General features: G+C 71.0%; 16 protein-coding genes. 2 read left to right on the top strand and 14 right to left on the bottom strand.

The genetic code is table 11. From position 1 onward, the window contains the following. Nucleotides 1–62: 62 nt before the first annotated feature. The 5 genes from mqnE to ACZ407_RS06935 all read right to left on the bottom strand — a co-directional run bounded on the left by mqnE (nt 63) and on the right by ACZ407_RS06935 (nt 5,064). The gene (gene mqnE, locus ACZ407_RS06955) at nt 63–1,226 is read right to left on the bottom strand and encodes an aminofutalosine synthase MqnE (protein WP_468126157.1); all 1,164 of its coding nucleotides are present in this window, start codon (nt 1,224–1,226) and stop codon (nt 63–65) included. Between the two features lie 49 nt (nt 1,227–1,275). Continuing rightward, nucleotides 1,276–1,731, bottom strand: a complete 456-nt coding sequence (locus ACZ407_RS06950; RefSeq protein ID WP_468126155.1) for an Lrp/AsnC family transcriptional regulator — start codon at nt 1,729–1,731, stop codon at nt 1,276–1,278. 251 nt (nt 1,732–1,982) lie between these two features. After that, entirely contained in the window at nt 1,983–2,651 is a 669-nt protein-coding gene (locus ACZ407_RS06945; RefSeq protein ID WP_468126153.1) for a UbiX family flavin prenyltransferase, read from the bottom strand. A gap of 56 nt (nt 2,652–2,707) precedes the next feature. Further along, nucleotides 2,708–3,610 carry a menaquinone biosynthesis prenyltransferase MqnP gene (mqnP, locus tag ACZ407_RS06940; RefSeq protein WP_468126151.1) on the bottom strand — a complete coding sequence of 301 codons (903 nt, stop codon included), beginning with the start codon at nt 3,608–3,610 and terminating at the stop codon, nt 2,708–2,710. Then, entirely contained in the window at nt 3,607–5,064 is a 1,458-nt protein-coding gene (locus ACZ407_RS06935) for a menaquinone biosynthesis decarboxylase (RefSeq protein WP_468126149.1), read from the bottom strand. The genes mqnP and ACZ407_RS06935 overlap by 4 nt, the downstream gene beginning before the upstream one ends. A 99-nt stretch (nt 5,065–5,163) precedes the next feature. Between ACZ407_RS06935 and ACZ407_RS06930 the strand changes: the two genes are divergently transcribed. Continuing rightward, nucleotides 5,164–5,526 carry a PLD nuclease N-terminal domain-containing protein gene (locus ACZ407_RS06930; RefSeq protein ID WP_468126147.1) on the top strand — a complete coding sequence of 121 codons (363 nt, stop codon included), beginning with the start codon at nt 5,164–5,166 and terminating at the stop codon, nt 5,524–5,526. A gap of 58 nt (nt 5,527–5,584) precedes the next feature. On the opposite strand, the gene ACZ407_RS06925 is transcribed toward ACZ407_RS06930, so the two are convergent. The 8 genes from ACZ407_RS06925 to hemL form a co-directional block, all read right to left on the bottom strand. Beyond that, nucleotides 5,585–6,088: an SRPBCC domain-containing protein gene (locus ACZ407_RS06925; protein WP_468126145.1), complete on the bottom strand. Its 504-nt coding sequence runs from the start codon at nt 6,086–6,088 to the stop codon at nt 5,585–5,587. A 73-nt stretch (nt 6,089–6,161) separates the two neighbouring features. Continuing rightward, nucleotides 6,162–7,241: a c-type cytochrome biogenesis protein CcsB gene (gene ccsB, locus ACZ407_RS06920; RefSeq protein ID WP_468126143.1), complete on the bottom strand. Its 1,080-nt coding sequence runs from the start codon at nt 7,239–7,241 to the stop codon at nt 6,162–6,164. Continuing rightward, the gene (resB, locus tag ACZ407_RS06915) at nt 7,238–9,028 is read right to left on the bottom strand and encodes a cytochrome c biogenesis protein ResB (RefSeq protein ID WP_468126141.1); all 1,791 of its coding nucleotides are present in this window, start codon (nt 9,026–9,028) and stop codon (nt 7,238–7,240) included. Before resB ends, ccsB begins: the two co-directional genes overlap by 4 nt. Nucleotides 9,029–9,045: 17 nt before the next feature. Then, on the bottom strand, nt 9,046–9,804 hold the full coding sequence (locus ACZ407_RS06910; protein ID WP_468126139.1) for a cytochrome c biogenesis CcdA family protein: 759 nt from the start codon (nt 9,802–9,804) through the stop codon (nt 9,046–9,048). Between the two features lie 16 nt (nt 9,805–9,820). Then, a complete protein-coding gene (locus ACZ407_RS06905) occupies nt 9,821–10,444 on the bottom strand; it encodes a TlpA family protein disulfide reductase (RefSeq protein ID WP_468126137.1) in 624 nt (207 codons plus the stop codon). A gap of 67 nt (nt 10,445–10,511) precedes the next feature. Beyond that, nucleotides 10,512–11,744, bottom strand: a complete 1,233-nt coding sequence (locus ACZ407_RS06900) for a polysaccharide deacetylase family protein (RefSeq protein WP_468126136.1) — start codon at nt 11,742–11,744, stop codon at nt 10,512–10,514. Nucleotides 11,745–11,868: 124 nt separating this feature from the next. Next, nucleotides 11,869–12,543 carry a histidine phosphatase family protein gene (locus ACZ407_RS06895; RefSeq protein WP_468126135.1) on the bottom strand — a complete coding sequence of 225 codons (675 nt, stop codon included), beginning with the start codon at nt 12,541–12,543 and terminating at the stop codon, nt 11,869–11,871. Next, on the bottom strand, nt 12,540–13,865 hold the full coding sequence (gene hemL, locus ACZ407_RS06890) for a glutamate-1-semialdehyde 2,1-aminomutase (RefSeq protein ID WP_468126133.1): 1,326 nt from the start codon (nt 13,863–13,865) through the stop codon (nt 12,540–12,542). The genes ACZ407_RS06895 and hemL overlap by 4 nt, the downstream gene beginning before the upstream one ends. A gap of 139 nt (nt 13,866–14,004) precedes the next feature. On the opposite strand from hemL, the gene ACZ407_RS06885 reads away from it, so the two are divergent. Further along, nucleotides 14,005–14,589 carry a hypothetical protein gene (locus ACZ407_RS06885; protein WP_468126132.1) on the top strand — a complete coding sequence of 195 codons (585 nt, stop codon included), beginning with the start codon at nt 14,005–14,007 and terminating at the stop codon, nt 14,587–14,589. A gap of 61 nt (nt 14,590–14,650) precedes the next feature. Here the strand turns inward: ACZ407_RS06885 and ACZ407_RS06880 are convergent, their stop codons facing one another. Further along, complete coding sequence (locus tag ACZ407_RS06880; RefSeq protein ID WP_468126130.1) at nt 14,651–16,495, bottom strand: NlpC/P60 family protein; 1,845 nt, start codon at nt 16,493–16,495, stop codon at nt 14,651–14,653. Between the last annotated feature and the right edge of the window lie 118 nt (nt 16,496–16,613).

Genomic DNA, 16,613 nt, shown 5'->3' with positions numbered 1-16,613 from the left:
CCGGGACCGCGCCGCCCTTCCGGCAGCGTCGGGCAGGGGCCTTTCGAGGCCGGGGGTGCCGCTCAGACCCGCATCGGCTGCGGGGACTCGCGCAGCGACGCGTCGGGGCCGGGGTACTCGCGGATGACCTCGTAGCGGGTGTTCCGCTCGACCGGGCGGAAGCCCGCCTCGCGGATGAGGTCCAGCAGGTCGTCGCGGGACAGCTTGTTCGGGGTGCCGTAGTTGTCCGCGTCGTGCGTGATCTTGTACTCCACGACCGAGCCGTCCATGTCGTCCGCGCCGTGCTGGAGGGCCAGCTGGGCGGTCTGCACGCCGTGCATCACCCAGAAGACCTTCACGTGCGGGACGTTGTCGAACAGCAGCCGCGAGACGGCGAAGGTCTTCAGCGCCTCGGCGCCGGTCGCCATCGAGGTGCGCGCCTGGAGGGTGTTGCGGACCTTGCCGTCCTTCATGTCCACGAAGTCGTGCTGGTACCGCAGCAGGATGAAGACCTGGAAGCCGCCGGTCTCGTCCTGGAGCTCGCGCAGCCGCAGCACGTGGTCCACGCGGTGGCGCGGCTCCTCGATGTGCCCGTACAGCATCGTGCACGGGGTCTTGAGACCCTTCTCGTGCGCGAGGCGGTGGATGCGCGACCAGTCCTCCCAGTGGGTGCGGTGGTCGACGATGTGCTGCCGGACCTCCCAGTCGAAGATCTCGGCGCCGCCGCCGGTCAGCGACTCCAGGCCGGCGTCGATCAGCTCGTCGAGGATCTCCGAGGCGCTGAGCCCCGAGATGGTCTCGAAGTGGTGGATCTCGGTGGCCGTGAACGCCTTGAGCGACACGTCCGGCAGCGCCTTCTTCAGCTCGCTGAGCGAGCGCGGGTAGTAGCGCCACGGCAGGTTGGGGTGCAGACCGTTGACGATGTGCAGCTCGGTGAGGCTCTCGTTCTCCATGGCCTTGGCCAGGCGCACGGCCTCTTCGATGCGCATCGTGTACGCGTCCTTCTCGCCCGGCTTGCGCTGGAACGAGCAGTAGGCGCAGGAGGCGGTGCACACGTTGGTCATGTTGAGGTGGCGGTTGACGTTGAAGTGCACCACGTCGCCGTTCTTGCGCGTGCGCACCTCGTGGGCCAGCCCGCCGAGCCATGCCAGGTCGTCCGACGCGTAGAGGGCGATGCCGTCCTCACGGGTCAGCCGCTCGCCGGAGCGGACCTTCTCCTCCAGCTCGCGCTTGAGACCTGCGTCCATGTGGCGGTCGCCTCCTACTCGATGTCCTGCAACCCTCCCCACCGTACTCTCAGCGCTCTTCGGGCAGATCCCCGACCCGGTTCTCCCACTTGGTGGAGAGCACGATGGTGGTGCGGGTGCGCGAGACCCCGCGGGTGCCCGACAGCTTGCGGATGATCTTCTCCAGGCCGTCCACGTCGCTGGCCCGCACCTTCAGCATGAAGGAGTCGTCGCCGGCGATGAACCAGCAGTCCTCGATCTCGGCGAGGTCGCGCAGGCGCCGGGCCACGTCCTCGTGGTCGGCGGCGTCCGAGAGCGAGATGCCGATGAGGGCCGTGACCCCGAGACCGAGCGAGGCCGAGTCCACCGTGGCCCGGTAGCCGGTGATCACACCGGCGGTCTCCAGCCGGTTGATCCGGTCGGTCACGCTCGGGCCGGACAGCCCGACGAGCCGTCCGAGCTCGGCGTACGACGCCCGGCCGTTTTCCCTGAGTGCCTGGATGAGCTGCCTGTCCACCGCGTCCATTTGCCTGGAGCCTTCCATTGTTCAGCGATCCCGCGAGTTTACGTATAGAATCTAAGGCACACAGGGTCAACGCCCTGTGAATCTTTCAGCAGATCAAAGACGATCTTTCAGGAGTGGTTCACCGTGTACACGATCGAGATGGCCTACGCTCACATGCGACAGCTGCAGGAGCTGGCCAACCGATCCCGTGCCCACCAGCCGACTGCCGCGAAGCGTGCGGACAAGGTCCACGCCCGCACCGCCAAGAAGCGCTAAGCGCCCCGAGCTCCACCGAGCTCTCCCTCCCAACGGCGGTACAGCCGGTGCGGCACCCCTGCCGCGTCCAGCACCCGCCCCGCGACGAAGTCCACCAGATCCTGGATGTGCGTCGCACCCGAGTAGAACGCCGGCGAGGCGGGCAGCACGACTGCGCCCGCCTCGTCCAGCGCCACCAGGTGCTTCAGCGTCTGACCGTTCAGCGGGGTCTCCCGCACCGCGACCACCAGCCGGCGCCGCTCCTTGAGCGTCACGCTCGCCGCCCGCTGGAGCAGGTCCTTCGAAAGCCCCAGCGCCACCCCGGCCACGCACGCTGTGGACGCGGGCACGATCAGCATCCCCTTCACCGGGTACGAGCCGCTGCTCGGCCCCGCCGCCAGGTCCCCGGCCCCCCAGTGCCGTACGCCGTCCAGGGCGAGCCCCGCGAAGGTGTCCGGCTTGCCGTCCGCGCCCCGCGCGAGCCACTGCGCCAGGTCCTCGCGCCAGTGCGCGTCCCGGAAGGCGATCCCGGTCTCGTCCAGAAGGGTGAGCCGCGAAGCGCGGCTGACCACAAGATCGACGCTCTCCCCGGCCGCCAGCAGCCCGCGCAGCACCGCCGCCGCGTACGGGGTCCCGGAGGCCCCGGAAACCCCGACCACCCACGGGGTGCGCTTGCCGTCAGTCATGCGCCGAGCCTATCCGGCCACCGCGGCGCGGGCGCAGGTCAGGTGGTCGGGACCTGCTAGAGCGTCAGACCGCGGGCCAGCAGGTCGGCGAGGGCGAAGAGGAAGAGGCTGATCCCGACGAAACCGTTCACCGTGAAGAACGCGCGGTTCAGCCGGGACAGGTCGTGCGGGGTGACGATGGTGTGCTCGTACAGGAAGGCCGCCGCCACGACGAGCAGGCCCAGCCACAGGAACACCCCGCCGCCGGTGAGCACCGCGTACCAGGCCAGCAGGCCCGTGGTGACCAGGTGGCAGGCGCGGGCGCCCCAGAGCGCGCCCGGGATGCCGAAGCGGGCCGGCACCGACTTCACGCCCTCGGCGCGGTCCGACTCCACGTCCTGGCAGGCGTAGATCAGGTCGAAGCCGCCGATCCAGACGCCGATGGCCAGCCCGAGGACCACCGCGTGCCAGGACCACTCCCCCGTCACCGCCAGCCAGGCCCCGACCGGTCCCATCGCCTGGGCCAGGCCGAGGATGGCCTGCGGGAAGTTCGTGAACCGCTTGCCGTACGGGTAGACCACCATCGGCACGACGGCCACCGGCGCCAGCGCCAGGCACAGCGGGTTCAGCAGGGCCGCCGCGCCGAGGAAGACCGCCAGGGCGATGCCCGCGCCGGTCCAGGCGGAGCGGACCGACACCGCGCCGGTGACCAGCTCGCGCTGCGCGGTGCGCGGATTGCGGGCGTCGAGCTCCCGGTCGATGATCCGGTTGGCGGCCATCGCGAAGGTCCGCAGGCCCACCATGCAGACGGTGACGAGCAGCAGCCTGCCCCAGTGGACGTTGCGGTCCAGCTGGAACATCGCGGTCAGCGCGGCGATGTAGGCGAAGGGCAGCGCGAAGACCGAGTGCTCGATCATCACGAGCCGCAGGAAAGCCCGGGTCCGGCCGGGGGCCGGGACAGCAGCGGCGGCGGAGCTCACAGTCCGTATTCCTTCCAGCGGCGGTCCACCAGGGCCGCCGTCGCAGGGTCCGACTCCACCATGTCGGGCCAGCCGCCATCGCGGGTGTAGCCCTCCTCGGGGAGCTTCTTCGTGGCGTCGATGCCCGCCTTGCCGCCCCAGAACTGCTGGTAGGAGGCGTGGTCCAGATGGTCCACCGGCCCCTCGACCACGGTCAGGTCCCGGGAGTAGTCGGTGTTGCCCAGCGCCCGCCAGGACACCTCGTGCAGGTCGTGCACGTCGCAGTCGGCGTCCACCACGATGATCAGCTTGGTCAGCGACATCATGTGCGCACCCCAGATGGCGTGCATCACCTTCTGCGCGTGCTTCGGGTACTTCTTGTCGATCGAGACGATCGCGCAGTTGTGGAACCCGCCCGACTCGGGCAGGTGGTAGTCCACGATGTCCGGCACGATGATCTTCAGCAGGGGCAGGAAGAACCGCTCGGTGGCGCGGCCCAGCGGGCCGTCCTCGGTCGGCGGCCGGCCCACCACGATCGACTGGAGCAGCGGGCGCCTGCGCATCGTGATGCAGTCGATCTTCAGGGCCGGGAAGGGCTCCTGCGGGGTGTAGAAGCCGGTGTGGTCCCCGAAGGGGCCCTCGGGCAGCATCTCGCCCGGCTCCAGCCAGCCCTCGACGACGACCTCGGCGTTCGCCGGCACCTGGAGCGGCACCGTCTTGCAGTCCACCATCTCGATGCGCTTGCCCGCGACGAAGCCCGCGAACAGGTACTCGTCGATGTCCCCGGGCAGCGGGGCGGTGGAGGCGTACGTGACGGCCGGCGGGCAGCCGAAGGCGATGGCGACCGGCAGCCGCTCGCCGCGCTTGGCGGCGACCGCGTAGTGGTTGCGGCTGTCCTTGTGGATCTGCCAGTGCATGCCGATGGTGCGCTTGTCGTGGCGCTGCAGGCGGTAGAGCCCGAGGTTGCGGACCCCGGTCTCCGGGTGCTTGGTGTGGGTGAGGCCCAGGTTGAAGAAGGAGCCGCCGTCCTTGGGCCAGGTGAACAGCGCGGGCAGCAGGTCCAGGTCCACCTCGTCCCCGGTGAGGACGACCTCCTGGACCGGGGCGGCGTCGCCCTTCACCTTCCGCGGCGGCACGTGGACCATCGAGCCCAGCTTGCCGAAGGCCTCGCGGACCCCGATGAACCCCTGCGGCAGCTCGGGCTTGAGCAGGCCGCCGATCTTCTCGCTGATCTCCCCGTACGACTTCAGGCCGAGGGCCTTCAGGAGCCGGCGGTCGGTGCCGAAGACGTTCATCGCCAGGGGCATGGCGGAGCCCTTGACGTTCTCGAAGAGGAGGGCCGGGCCGCCGGCCTTGTTCACTCTGTCGACGATCTCCCCGACCTCCAGGTAGGGGTCGACTTCGGCCTTGATGCGCTTGAGGTCGCCCTCCCGCTCCAGAGCCCGGAGCAGCGAGCGGAGATCGTCGTAAGCCATGCGGCCAAGTATCCGGCACGCACTACCCTGGAAGGGTCACCGGGGCCGCCGCGGCCCAAGTCCACGCCTTCGCCACTGCCTGGGGGTCGGTCCCACACCGTGCTGCGCTATCTGCCCTTCCTGCTGGTCATCGCGCTGACGATCTACGCGTTCATCGACTGCCTGAACACGCCCGAGGAAGAGGTCAAGCACCTGCCGAAGGTGGTGTGGGTGATCATCATCCTGCTCTTCTCCGTCGTCGGCCCGGTGGTGTGGCTGTTCGCGGGGAAGAAGCGGGCCCTCGCCGGCGGTTTCGGCGCGGCCGGCGGGCGCACCCGCTGGGTGGCCCCGGACGACAACCCGGAGTTCCTGAAGTCGCTCGGGGACGCGTCCGCCGCGGGGAAGGCCCCGGCCGACGAGGAGAAGAACGCCGACGAGAACGCCGGCAAGGACGAGCAGGACGGCAAGGGCCGCCGCGACTGAGCGGCCCCCGCGGTGCGGCCCGGCAGCGCGCACGGACCGACCGCGCTCCGCCGGCCGGTCAGGTGCCGGCGTAGTGCGCGCGCAGTTCGGCCCGGCGGGCGGGGGTCCAGGTGATCCAGTCCACCGGGCGGCCGTCGAGGGCGTCCGCCAGGCGTTCGAAGTGCTCGTGCCAGGCCGCCAGGGCGTCGAGGCGCTCGGAGTCCGCGGACGCCGCGCGCTCGTTGGTGAAGCGGACGAGGGTGGAGTCGGTGCCCAGGGCGTCCAGGTGGAAGCGCAGCCTTCCGTACCCGGCGACCGTGTATTCGGCGACGTGCTCCACGTCCCAGGCCGTGACCCGTCCGGAGACGGTCGGGCCGCCCGGCCAGGCCAGCGTGAGGGCCCCGCCGAGCCGGCGTTCGAACACCTCGGGGCGGGCCAGCCAGCCGCGCAGGCCGGCGGGCGATGCGACGGCCGACCACACCGGCTCGTAGCCGTGCGGCAGGTGCACTTCGAAGTGCAGCAGCAGCCGGCCGTCGCGGACCTCGCTGCTGCGCTGCCCGATCACCGTCGTCGATGTGGCCATGGCACCAGCGTTACTCCGTACGGGTGAGCGCGCACCTCGGGCGCGGCCACCCGTACGGACTGCGGGCCCGGGCTCAGACGCCCGCGTACGAGTGCTTGCCGTTGAGCAGGATGTTCACGCCGTAGTAGTTCCAGATCCAGCAGGCGAAGGCGAAGAGCGCCAGGTAGGCGGCCTTGCGGCCCTTCCAGCCGGCGGTGGCGCGGGCGTGCAGGTAGCAGGCGTACGCGACCCAGGTGACGAAGGACCAGACCTCCTTGGGGTCCCAGCCCCAGTAGCGGCCCCAGGCGTCGCCCGCCCAGATCGCGCCCGCGATGATCGTGAAGGTCCACAGCGGGAACACGGCCGCGTTGATCCGGTACGCGAACTTGTCGAGCGAGGACGAGGACGGCAGCCGCTCCAGCACCGAGGTGGCGAACCGGCCGGGCTGCCCGCCCTGCTCCAGCTTGTTCTCGTAGGAGTCGCGGAAGAGGTAGAGCAGGGTGCCGGCGGCACCGATGTAGAAGACCGCCCCGCAGATGATCGCGGTGGAGACGTGGATCCACAGCCAGTACGAGTGCAGGGCCGGGACCAGCTGGTCGCTGTCGGTGTAGAGCCAGGTGGTGGCCACGCCGAGGTCCAGCAGGACGGTGGTGACCAGGATCAGGCCCATCCAGCGGACGTTCTTCTTCGCCGCGAGGAGCACCAGGTACGCGCCGACGGCCACCGTGGAGAAGGTGAGCGAGAACTCGTACATGTTGCCCCAGGGGGCGCGCTGCACCGACATCGCGCGGCTGACCACGCCGCCGGCCTCGACGAGGAAGCCGAGGGCGGTCAGCGAGACCGCGATCCGCCCGTACAGGTCGCCCTTCTCGGTGCCGCCGGCCGCGCCGGGGCCGTCCGGGAGGTCGCGGCTGCCGGCGGCGGCCCGGGTCACCACCTGCGGGCGGTCGAGGACGGCGGTCCCGCCGCCCTTGGTGCGCACCTGCACGGCGGGGGCCTTGGCGGCGGCGCCGGTCAGGGCGGCGGCGGTGCGGCCGACCTTGCTGCGGCTGCCGAAGACCCACTCGGCGATGTGGGCGAGGAAGGCGAGCGTGTAGACCGCCATCGAGGAATAGACCAGCACGTTGCTGATGTGCGCCAGGTTCTCGTTGGCGGCGACTGCGAGCGGGGTCATCCGCGCTCTCCTTCTGCTTCGGCAGGGCTTGCTGCGGGGGCTTCGGATCCGGAGCCGGCGGACGCGGTCTCGGATGCGGTCTCGGACGCGGCGGCGGTCCCGGACTCGGGCTCGGGCTCGGGCTCGGGCTCGGGTGCGATCGGGGCCTGTGCGCTCAGTGCGGCCGCGAGGCCGGCCAGTTCCTCGGGGAGCCGGGCGGACTCGCTGCGGCCCAGGCCCGCCATCTCCACGACGGTGGTGCCGTCCGGCCCGGCCTGGGCGCGCACCCAGACGCGGCGGCGCTGGATGAACAGGGAGCCGGCCAGGCCCAGCACGGCGGCGACGGCGCCCGCGAGGGCGAGCCCGTTGCCGGGCTGCTGGGAGATCTGGAAGGAGGCCCAGCGCTCCACGCCCTCGAACTTCACGGTGCCCGCGCCGCCCGGCAGGGTCATGGACTCGCCCGGCAGCAGCCGCTGCTTGAACAGCTGCCCGTCCTTGTCCTTGAACTCCTGCATCTTGGACTTGTCGAGCCGGTAGACGTTCTGCGGCAGGCCGGAGTCCACGCCGAGGCTGCCGTGGTACGCGCTGAGCGCGAGCACGGGGAAGTCCAGGGCGGGGAACTGGGAGAACATCTGGCCCTTGCCGGCGCCGGCGAAGGTGGGCACGAAGAAGGCGTTGAAGCCGAGCTGCTCCTTCTTGCCGTTCTTGTCGCGGTAGCCGTCGGTGACCTTGATCGCGCCGGTGGAGGTGATGTTGGAGTCGATCGGCAGGACCGGCACGGCCTCCCGGTAGATCACCTTGCCGCGCGGGTCGGTCACGGAGACGACCGGGGCGTAGCCGTGGCCGATCAGGTAGACCTTCGAGCCGTCCACGACGAGCGGCTTGTTGACCTCGATGTCGGCCTGCTTCGGGGTGCCGTAGGCGCCCTCGGTGTAGCTGACGTGGGCCCTGAAGGTGCGGGGGGTGCCCTTCTGCGGCCCGGTGCGCTCGTACGTGGCGTCGAAGCGGTCGAGGGTGAAGCTGAAGGGCGGGAGGTCGTCGCGCTTGAAGAGGCTGCCGGAGCGGAAGTCGTCGTACTGGGTCATCGTGTTGGAGAACCCGGTGCCGCGGACGACGAGCTTGCCGCCCTCCGACTTGTAGAGCTGCCCGGCGGCGAAGGCCACGAGCATGACGATGAGCGCGATGTGGAAGACCAGGTTCCCGGCCTCGCGCAGGAAGCCCTTCTCGCCGAGCACGGAGTCCGGCTGCCCGGCGGTGCGGAAGCGGCTCCCGCCCAGGACCTGCCGGGCGGCGGCGAGCACGGCCTCGGGTTCGGCCTCGGTCCGCCAGGTCGCGTACGCCGGCATCCGGTCGAGCCGCCGGGGGGTGCGCACCGGGCGGCCGCGGAGCTCGCCCACGAACTTCCAGCTGCGCGGCACGATGCAGCCGATGAGGGAGACGAACAGCAGGATGTAGATCGCGGAGAACCACACCGAGCTGTAGACGTCGAAGAGCTGGAGCTTCTCGAAGAGCGGCACCCAGAAGGCGTGGGTGCTCTTCCACTGCTGGACCTTCAGCTCGTCGACGTTGGTCTGCGGGACGAGCGAGCCGGGGATGGAGCCGAGGGAGAGCAGCAGGAGCAGGAGCAGCGCCACCCGCATGGAGGTGAGCTGGTGCCAGGTCCAGCGCAGCATGCCGAGCACGCCGGCGGCCGCGGGGGCGGCGGAGGCCTCCTCGCGGGGCGCGGTGGACAGCGCGGTCGCGGCCTCTTCGGCCGCCGCGTCGTCCGGCTCCGCGACGGGGGTGCTCGTGTTGTCGGTCGTACTCATACGCGCGTGCTCATTCGCTAGATCCCCACCGTGAAACCGGTCGTCCACACCTGCATCTCGCTGACGAGTGTGTTCCATACACCTGTGACGAGCAGCAGACCGGTGAGGATCAGCATGCCGCCGCCGATGCGCATCACCCAGGCGTAGTGCTTCTTGACCCACCCGAACGCGCCGAGGGCCTTGCGGAAGGCGACCGCCGTGAGGATGAACGGCACCCCGAGACCCAGGCAGTAGACCACGGTGAGCAGGGCCGCGCGGTAGGCGCTGGCCTGCTCCAGGGACAGGGTGGTGAGGGCCCCGAGGGTGGGGCCCATGCAGGGGGTCCAGCCGATGCCGAAGAGCACGCCGAGCACGGGTGCGCCGGCGAGTCCGGCGGCCGGCTTCTTGTGGAAGCGGAACTCGCGCATGGTGAGTCCCGGGATCCAGCCCATGAAGAAGAGGCCGAGCAGGATCACCACCCCGCCGAGCACGCGGGAGATGATCTCCCGGTGCGCCTGGAGGGTGGTGCCGAAGAACCCGAAGAGCGCGCCGCCGGAGACGAAGACGGCGGTGAACCCGAGGACGAAGAGCAGCGCTCCGGCGACCATCCGGCCGCGGCGGGCCTCGGCGAGGTCGGATCCGCTGACCCCGGTGACGTACGAGAGGTAGCCGGGGACGAGCGGGAGCACGCAGGGCGAGAAGAAGGAGACGAGCCCGGCCAGGAGCGCGATGGGCAGGGCCAGTATCAGGGCCCCGCTCAGGACGGTCTGGTTCGGCTCGACGGCGAGCGTCAGCACCGGTGGTCTTCCCCGCTCACTTCTCGGCCGCGACGGGGTCGATCATCTTGCGCAGCTGGTCCTCGCCGAGGCCGATGGTGGCGCGGGCGGCGATCTTGCCCTCCCGGTCGAGGACCAGGGTGGAGGGGATGGCCTGGAGGCTCAGCGTGCCCTTGGGGAAGCGCAGCAGGAGCTTGCTGTCCGGGTCGAAGAGGCTCGGGTAGGGGACCGCGAACTCCTCGTCGAAGGCCTGGGCGGCCTGCGTGGTGTTGCGGATGTTGATGCCGACGAACTCGACGCCCTTGGGCTTGAGGTCCTTGGCGACCTTGGCGAAGTGCGGGGCCTCGGCCCGGCAGGGGGCGCACCAGGAGCCCCAGACGTTGAGGACGACGACCTTGCCCTTGAGATCGGCCACGTCGAGGGTGCCGCCGTCGACGGTCTTGCCGTCGAGCTCGGGGGCGGGCGTGCGCTCGCCCTTGGCGACGGTGGAGATGCTGCCGTTGGTGGTGGGGACGAAGTTGGTCCCGGAACCTCTGGACCCGCCGGCTTCCGATTCGCCGCAGGCCGACAGGGTGAGGGCGCCCACGGCGGTCACCGCGGTCAGCAGGAGGGCGCGGCCGCTGGTCGAGCGGCGGCGTCGGGGGGCGCGGCTAAGGCTCATGTGAAAAGTTTCGCATGGGCGTTTTATGGATCTTCCGCACCCCCCGAGGGGGGTTTGAACACCGAGGTCAGGCCGCCGACAGGTACGACTTCCAGCCGCCGGCCGGGGACTGGCCTGGGGTCAGGGCGCGGAGTTTGGCCAGGACCTTGGGGTCCTGGACGTCGAGCCAGTCCACGAACTGCCGGAAGGATACGAGCCTTACGTCCTTTTTGCCCGACATCTCCTTGAGGGCTTCCTCGACGGCGTCCATGTAGATCCCGCCGTTCCACTCCTCGAAGTGGTTGCCGATGAAGAACGGCGCGCGGTTGGACTCGTAGGCCCGCCGGAAGCCGTTGAGGTAGGCCCCGGTGGCCTGCCGGCGCCAGCCCGGGTAGTGCGCGGGCACGCCGCGGGTGGTGTTCTTCGACTGGTTCGCGAGGATGTTGTAGTCCATGGACAGCACCTCGAAGGAGTGCCCGGGGAACGGGATGCCCTGGAGCGGCAGGTCCCAGACGGTGCCCTTCTTCGCCGGCCACATCTGGAGGCCGCCCGAGGAGCTCGCGTCGTAGCGCCAGCCCAGCTTCTGCGCGGTCGGGAGCAGCTTGTCCTGGCCGAGCAGGCAGGGGGTGCGGGCGCCCGTCAGCTCCTTGTCGTAGTCGAAGGGCAGCGGTTCCAGGTCGGTGAACCCGGTGTGGGTGCGCCAGTTCTTCACGAAGGACTTGGCCTGGTCGATCTCGTCCTGCCAGTCCTCCGGGCTCCAGTTGCCGACGGAGCCGGAGCCCCCGCAGAAGTGCCCGTTGAAGTGGGTGCCTATCTCGTGGCCGTCGAGCCAGGCCTGCCGGACGTTCTGGATCGTCCGGCGGATGTTCTCGTCCTTGAGGTAGCCGATGTCCGAGGCCCCGACGGGGTTGTTCGGCGGCCGGTAGAGGCTCTTCTTGGACTCCGGCAGCAGGTAGAGGCCGGAGAGGAAGAAGGTCATCGCCGCGCCGTGGTCCTTGGCCACCTTCAGGAAGCGCGGGAAGAGGCCGTTGCCGACCTCGCCCGCGCCGTCCCAGCTGAAGACCACGAACTGCGGCGGGGTCTCGCCCGGCTGCAGCGGCACCGGCTTGGGCGGCTGGTGCGGCTGCGGGCCGGTGTCGGCGGTGGAACCGTCCCCGATCGGCTTCGGGGCGGGGGTGCTCGGGCCGCCCTTGCCGGGGCCGTTCTTCAACGGCCCCAGGGCGCCGTCACCGGAGGCGCCGCCGGAGCAGCCCGCGATCCCCACCGCGGCCGCCGCCCCGACGCCCAGCCCCAGCACACCCCGTCGGCTTATCTCGCGCATGCCACCGTCCCCGTCGTTCGCGAAGCCCTCACGCCGTCCATATAAACGGACAATTGGTAAGAGGGGTTGCCCCGACACGGTGGTTCCCGCACTCCCGGTCTTTATTTGGGAAAACCGGTAACGATCAGGCGCCGAACGCCTTCGACTTCCCCTTCACCGGCTTCGCCCCCGCCAGCAGGTGCGGCGGCACCAGGTCCCGCGCCGGCTCGCTGTAGCCCACCGACACCAGCTTGTCCCCGTCGAAGGTGAACGAGGTCAGCGAGGCCAGCGTGCACTGCCGGCGCCGCGGGTCGTGCCACAGCCGCCGCTTCTCCGCGAAGCTGCGCACGATCCAGATCGGCAGCTGGTGGCTGACCGCCACCGCCTCGTGCCCGCGCGCCGCGTCCCGCGCCGCCTCCAGCGCGCCCATCATCCGTACGACCTGCTCGATGTACGGCTCGCCCCACGAAGGACGGAACGGGTTCGTCAGGTGCTTCCAGTTGCCCGGCTTGCGCAGGGCGCCGTCGCCCACCCCGAAGGTCTTGCCCTCGAAGACGTTCTCCGCCTCCAGCAGCCGCGCGTCCGTCGCCAGGTCCAGCCCGTGGCTCTTCGCGATCGGCGCCGCGGTCTCCTGCGCCCGCTCCAGCGGGGAGGCCACCACGTACGTGATGTCCCGGCCCTCCAGGTGCTCCGCCACCCGGTCCGCCATCTGCCGCCCCAGCTCCGACAGGTGGTAGCCGGCCCGGCGCCCGTACAGCACCCCGTCCGGGTTGTGCACCTCGCCGTGCCGCATCAGGTGGACCACGGTCAGGTCGCTCATGCCCCGGCCTCCGTCGCCTCGGCCGCCGCACGGGCCGCGGCCGGCAGCGCCGCCGCGATCCGCTCGACCGCGCGCTCGTCGTGTGCCGTCGACACGAACCAGGACTCGAACGCCGACGGCGGCAGGTACACGCCGTCGGCCAGCATCGAGTGGAAGAACGCGTTGAAACGGAAAGCTTCCTGCTTCTTCGCGTCGTCGTAGTTGCGCACCTCGTCCGCGGTGAAGAACACCGAGAACATGTTGGACGCGGTCTGCAGCCGGTGCGCCACGCCCTCCTTCGCCAGCGCGCCCGTCACCAGGCCCTGGATCTCCTTCGACACCGCGTCCACCTTCGCGTACGCGGCCTCGTCCAGCAGGCGCAGCTGGGCCAGGCCCGCCGCCGTCGCCACCGGGTTCCCCGACAGGGTGCCCGCCTGGTAGACCGGGCCCGCCGGAGCCAGGTGCGCCATCACGTCCGCCCGGCCGCCGAAGGCCGCGGCCGGGAAGCCGCCGCCCATGACCTTGCCGAAGGTCATCAGGTCCGGCTTCACGCCGTCCACCCCGTACCAGCCGGCCCGGCTCGTACGGAAGCCCGTCATGACCTCGTCCGAGATGTAGAGCGCGCCGTTCTCCCGGCACAGGTCCGCCAGGCCCTGGTTGAAGCCCTCGGCCGGCGTGACCACGCCCATGTTGCCCGGGGCCGCCTCCGTGATCACACAGGCGATCTCCCCCGGGTGCGCCGCGAACGCCGCCCGGACCGCGTCCAGGTCGTTGTACGGCAGCACGATGGTGTCCCCGGCCTGCGCGCCCGTCACGCCCGGGGTGTCCGGCAGCGCGAACGTCGCCAGCCCCGACCCCGCCGCCGCCAGCAGCGCGTCCACGTGCCCGTGGTAGCAGCCGGCGAACTTCACGACCTTGGCCCGGCCGGTGAACCCGCGCGCCAGCCGGATCGCCGACATGGTGGCCTCCGTACCGGAGGACACCAGGCGGACCTGCTCCACGGGCTCGATCCGCGCGACGATCTCCTCGGCGAGCGCGACCTCGCCCTCGCCGGGGGTGCCGAAGGAGGTGCCGCGCGCCACCGCCGCCTGCACCGCCTCGACGACCTGCGGGTGGGAATGGCCGAGGATCATCGGCCCCCACGAGCAGACGAGGTCCACGTACTCGCGTCCGTCGGCGTCGGTGAGGTAGGGACCGGTACCGGACACCATGAACCGGGGCGTTCCGCCCACGGCGCGGAACGCGCGTACGGGAGAGTTCACGCCGCCGGGGGTCACGACTGCCGCCCGGTCGAAAAGAGTCTGCGAAACTGGGGCCTGGTATGGGTAGCTCACACCAGCCATGGTGTCAGAGCCCCGGGCCGTCTTGCGGACAGGTGTTTGCGCATCGTGTTTCACCGTCGTGCCGCGGGGGAGGTCACTGCCATGATGATCAGGCTGCGCGGTGGGGTCCGGGCGGCCGGTAGAGCAGTCGGGTGGAGATATGCAACGCGGTGGCGGACCGGGCGAGGGAACCGACGGGCTGGACGGCCTGGGTCCTGAGCACGCCCGCGGCCGCCGCGGCAGGCACCGGCGCAAGACGACCGACGCGGCAGCGGTACCGGCTGCGGGCAGGAGTGGGGGCCGCGGCATGGGGGTGACCTACAAGTACTTCGGCGCGCCCGACGGGGCCACCGCCGCCCGGGTCCCGGTCTCGATGCGCCCGGAGGAGCTCGGCGGCGACGAGCTGGGCATGGGCGGGCTCTTCACCAAGATCAAGCCGGAGACCGTGGCCGCGATGGTCCTCACCGGCATCGAGGGCATACCCCTGCACAAGGTCCCCCCGCTGGAGCTCGTGGTCCTGCACCCCGACTACGCGGTGGTCAAGCTGCCCATGACCGTCGTCGACCCGCTGCGCGACATCGCCGAGGAATCGGTGGGCGCGGCGGCCTTCATCTGGTCCACGGTCCCCGACCGCGGCGGCCCCCGCGACGCCTTCGACGTCTACCGCCTCCTCCACGAATGGCAGGACTTCTCCGTCCGCCTCCACGACGCGGGCCACCAGCCGTACTGCCTGGTCTGGCCCTGACGGTCCGGACGCGGACGGCCCGCCCCCTCGCCCGGCGGGCGGAAGGGCGGGCCGCCGTGCGTCAGATGCGGTGCACGGTGTGCAGCTTGGCCGCGTACGTGCCGTTCCCCTCCAGGTGGGAGGCGCCCGCGAGGTCCGACATGGTCGGGCCGTTGCCGGTCTTGCGGCTGGAGATGAAGCGGCGGTTGCCGTCCGCGTCCTTGCCGAGGTAGATGCCGACGTGGTCGACGGTCGGGGTCGGCTTGTCGTCGCCCGAGTCCGCGTTGAAGAGCACCAGGTCGCCGGGCTGCATGAGCGTCGCCGTCGGCCGGGTGGTGCCGTCGGCGGTCTGGTCGATCCGGGCGCCCGGCGCGTAGTCCACCATGTCGCGGGACTTGCGCGGCAGCCGCGTCTTGGAGGTGTCGGAGCCGGCCGCCATCGGGACCTTGTGGTGGTAGCCGAAGACCATGCGGGTGAAGCCCGAGCAGTCCAGGTTGCCGACCTGCTTGCTGGACGGGCCGGTGTAGGTGCCGTCCGGGAAGGTCCAGCCCACGTTCATGTACTCGTGGAAGTCGGCGCCCTCGTAGCGGTTGCCCTGCGGGTCGAGGTAGCCGTAGCCCGCGTGGCCCAGCACCGTCTTGCCCGCGGCGGGGCCCGCGCCGGCGGTCACGGCCGCGGCACCCGGCAGGAACATCGCCGCGTACGCGAGCACGTCCGGCGCGGTCGAACCGGCCCAGGCCCGGATCTGGGCCTCCAGGGCCGGGGTCCAGGTGCCGTCGAAGGGCTGGTCCAGCACGCGCACCCAGTCGGTGTGGGTGACCGACGGCGGGTTCTCCCAGGTGCACTCGGTGACCTCGAAGCGGCTGACCGTCAGCTTGAGGGGCAGGTTGGTGCAGCCGTTGTTGGCGAGGGCCCGCAGGCCGACGCGGCCCTTGACGAAGCGGGGCGACGTGGTGGTGTCGGTGGTGTCGAAGTGCCAGGAGGCGGGCTCGGCGGTGGCGGTGCGCCAGGCCTTGGCCCGGATCCGGGTGCCGTCGCGGCGCACCCGGATGGTCCACTTCGTACCGGCGGCCACCCCGGAGGTGGCCAGGTCCACGGCCGCGGCCAGCTGGGTCACGGTGTCGTTGTACTCCTTCTCCACCCGCAGCTCGACGCCGCCGGAGGTGGTGAAGGAGAGCCGGGCCCGGTAGTTGTTGTGCGAGTCCTGGTAGCCGAAGGACAGCGCGTACGAACAGGCCTGACCGGTGGGCACCTTGTCGAAGGCGGCCTCGGCGCGCACGTCGACGTCGGTGATCTCGCCGTCGCGGATGCTGGCGTGGCGGCTCTCGAAGTCCGTCGTCAGCTTGATGATGCCGGCGCCGGGCACCACGGAGTAGTCGGACGTGCCGCCCGCCTCCGGGTCGGGGCCGCCCAGCGTGGTCCAGCCGCCGCCGCCCGCGGCGTCGGTGGCGGTGCCGGTGGCGGTGCCCCAGTACTGGCGGTCCGCGACCGGCAGCGACATGTCGGGCAGCGTCCGCTGGAACTCGTCCACGAAAGGCTGCTTGTTCTCGGTGAAGGTCCGCTCCGGGCCCGGCAGGAGGACGGTGCGGGCGCCCGTGGTCAGCAGGGCGACGCGCTTGCCGCCCGAGGTGATCTCGGTCCGCGCGGGGGTGCCGGACAGCACGGTGGGGGTGAGGGTGCCCAGGGTCACCGGGGTGAACCAGTCGGCGCCCAGGTTGGTGATGGTCACGGTGGACCGGGGGGTGGTCAGGCCGGCCGCGGGGACGGCGAGCGGCGCCGCGGCCGGGGCCGCCGCGGGGGCGGCGGCCGTGGCGGCGCGCGCCGGGGCGGCGGACAGGGAGGCGAGGGGGACGGTGGCCGCGGTCGCGGTGAGCGCGGTCAGGAGGCTGCGGCGGGAGGTGCCGGCAGAGCGGGATTCGTTGGCCATGGGGTCATGATGCGGATGGCGTTCCGCCCGCTCTCCACCGGCCCTCCACAAACGGAGGTTCAGGGTCCATTTGTGTGGACGGGTTTTCCTGATATGGGCAGGCACATACGATTTGATC

This window comes from Streptomyces sp. NPDC030809, assembly GCF_055572195.1.
The sequence above is the reverse complement of the archived record's forward strand: the minus strand, read 5'-3'. Positions and strand labels throughout refer to the sequence as shown.